At 74.7% G+C, this 2,503-nt stretch carries 3 protein-coding genes; all 3 read left to right on the top strand.

The annotated features are described in order from the left end of the window. The first annotated feature begins 214 nt into the window (after positions 1-214). Positions 215-859: a carbonic anhydrase gene (locus ABZ641_RS32905; protein WP_359987805.1), complete on the top strand. Its 645-nt coding sequence runs from the start codon at positions 215-217 to the stop codon at positions 857-859. A gap of 341 nt (positions 860-1,200) precedes the next feature. Next, positions 1,201-1,491, top strand: a complete 291-nt coding sequence (locus ABZ641_RS32900; protein WP_344622334.1) for a DUF3040 domain-containing protein — start codon at positions 1,201-1,203, stop codon at positions 1,489-1,491. Positions 1,492-1,795: 304 nt separating this feature from the next. Next, positions 1,796-2,503 (top strand): SDR family oxidoreductase (locus ABZ641_RS32895; protein WP_359987802.1); only part of this gene is annotated, 708 nt, incomplete at its 3' end.

The following is a 2,503-nucleotide window of genomic DNA, read 5'->3' as shown; positions in this document are numbered from 1 at the left end:
GCGACGCCAGAGGCTGGCACCGGCTCACGGTCGACGCGGTCGCGGCCGTCCTCACCGGCGCGCCGCTCGTCCTGGCCTCCGCGACCCCGGTCGGCCCGGACGCCTCCTCCCGGCCGCCGTACCTGCAGAACTCGCACCATCCGGAGTAGGGCGCACCCGTGCCCACCGCCGCCCCGGAGGGACAGGTCACGGCCGCACGCCGTACGCTGCCGCCATGACCGGTGACCGAATGACCGTCCGCGCCGCCCTTGAGACGCTGCTCGCGGGCAACAGGCGTTTCACCGCCGGTTCCCCCGAGCACCCGAACCAGGACGCCGCACGACGCGCCGCCACGGCACCCGCCCAGAGCCCTTTCGCGGTGCTGTTCGGCTGCTCCGACTCCCGTCTCGCGGCAGAGATCATCTTCGACCGGGGGCTGGGTGACCTGTTCGTCGTCCGTACCGCCGGCCACGTGATGGGGCCGGAGGTGCTCGGCAGCATCGAGTACGGCGTCAGCGTGCTGGGCAGCCCGCTGGTCGTGGTGCTCGGGCACGACTCCTGCGGGGCGGTGGCCGCCACCCGTGCCGCCGTCCAGGACGGGACCACCGCCACCGGCTACGTGCGCGACGTGATCGAGCGGGTCACCCCGAGCGTCCTGGCCGCCCGCGCCGCCGGCCACACCGAGGACGGCGACTTCATCGACACTCACATACGCCACACCGTCGACCTGCTGGTCGAGCGCTCCCGTACCCTCGCCGACGCCGTGGAGGCAGGCACTGTCGCCGTGGTCGGCCTGTCCTACCGGCTCGCCGACGGCACGGCCCGCGTCGTCACCGCTCGCGGCCTGGACACCGCCACGCTCGTCGCCGCCCGGCAGTAGGGCACCCCGGCGTCCCCGCGCACCGCCGGGACAGCGTGCGGGGGACGCTGATCCCGGGACCCGCCGTGCGCCGGGGCCGCTCCGCCAGGGGCGACGGCCTGCTCCGCCGGTTCCGGCACCCGGGGCTCGGTCCTCCGGAGCCGTTCTGCCTCGTCCGTCCTGCGGCGTCGACCGGTCGGCGGTCGCCGCAGCGCGCCGCAGGACGGAGTGCGCGGCCCGGTTCCTGAGCGGCCTGCCGATGTCGGGCAAGCCGTGGAGGACCGGTGCGCAATCGCTGCGAGCGGAGGCGACGCGGAGGAGAGATGACGCTCGTCGTAGCCCGCCCAGGGAGGTGCATCGCCGTGACCCCGCGACTGACGGAGCGCGAGCTGCGCGACCTCGACCGGATCGAACGCCACCTGCGTCACACCGATCCGGCTCTCGACAGACTGCTCGGCCGGCAGCCCTCGGTCCGCCGCCTGGTACGGCGCCCGAGGGTCCTGGCGCTGACCGTCACCGTCCTGACACTCACCACTGCGGGTCTCGCGCTCTGTGCGGCTTCGGGCCTCACCGCGGCCGCAGTCCCGGCCGGGGCGGCGGCGGTCGGGCTGGCCGTCAGCTTCCGTAGGCTCTCCCGCCTGGCCCGCGGCTGAACCGCCTCGCGGCTGAGTCGTCAGGCGTCATGTCCGCCGGCTGCGCAAGGAGCTGTTTTCAAAGGACGCTCGGGTGGTCGATTGAGGGGCGCGTGGGGGCACCTATGTGGCATCCGTACGCCTTTGAAGACACGTCCAAGGCCCGTCGGCCCCCGGAGTGGCGACGAGGCCGTGGCCCGGCGGGGGTGCCGACCCGGGACCGGGACCGGCCCGACGTGCCGTCCGTGCCCGACGGAAACGGGGCCTTCGGAGGTGGTGCGACCGGTCGTCAGGTCCTTGCCGACCAGGGACGGTGGAGGTTCTCGTGAGGCTCGACGGGCTCCGATTGCTGGTGGCCGGTGCCACCGGCGTCCTCGGGGGCGGGATCGCCCTCGCAGCGGTGGAGGGCGGCGCGAGGGTGGTGCCGGCCGGGCGCGACCTGCAACGGCTCGCCGAGGTCGCCCGACGACTCGGCGGCCCGCCAAGTCTGGTCTTCGAGGCCTACGACCTGGACGCCTGCCGGAAACTCGCCCCGGCTGCGGCGGACCTGCTCGGCGGTCTGGACGCCGTCCTGGTGGCCTTCGGCGTCGTCGCGTTCGGCCGGGCCGAGGACATGCCGGCACCGGTCGAGGAGCACCTCATGGCGGTGAACGCCCTCGCACCCATGTCCGTTCTCGGCGGAGCCGTCCACGTGATCGGCCGGGAGGGTGCGATCGGGGCCCTGTCCGGGGTCGTGGCCGACCGCCCGACGCCGGACACCGCGGCCTACGGCGCCTCGAAGGCTGCGCTCTGCGGTTGGCTCTCCACCGTCCGCGTCGAGCAGCGGCGCAACGGGATCACGGTGCTCGACGCCCGCCTGCCGCACCTCGACACGGGTCTGGCGGACCGGGCGGTCACCGGGACCGCTCCCCGGCTGCCGCGCGGTGCGAGGACCGGGCCGTGGACGACGGCCGTCCTCGACGGTCTCGTCTCGGGCGCCGCTCTCCTCGTACCCGACCCCGCCACCGGCCGGCCGCGGCTCCTGATGCAGGAG

The sequence above is a fragment of the Kitasatospora sp. NPDC007106 genome (genome assembly GCF_040634455.1).
Lineage (GTDB): Bacteria > Actinomycetota > Actinomycetes > Streptomycetales > Streptomycetaceae > Kitasatospora > Kitasatospora arboriphila.
Note: the sequence above shows the minus strand (reverse complement) of the source record. Positions and strands in the feature narration are given on the sequence as shown.

Excerpts from the sequence above, each read along its gene's own strand:
- ABZ641_RS32905 (WP_359987805.1), top strand. The coding sequence starts at position 215 with ATGACCGGTGACCGAATGACCGTCCGCGCCGCCCTTGAGACGCTGCTC.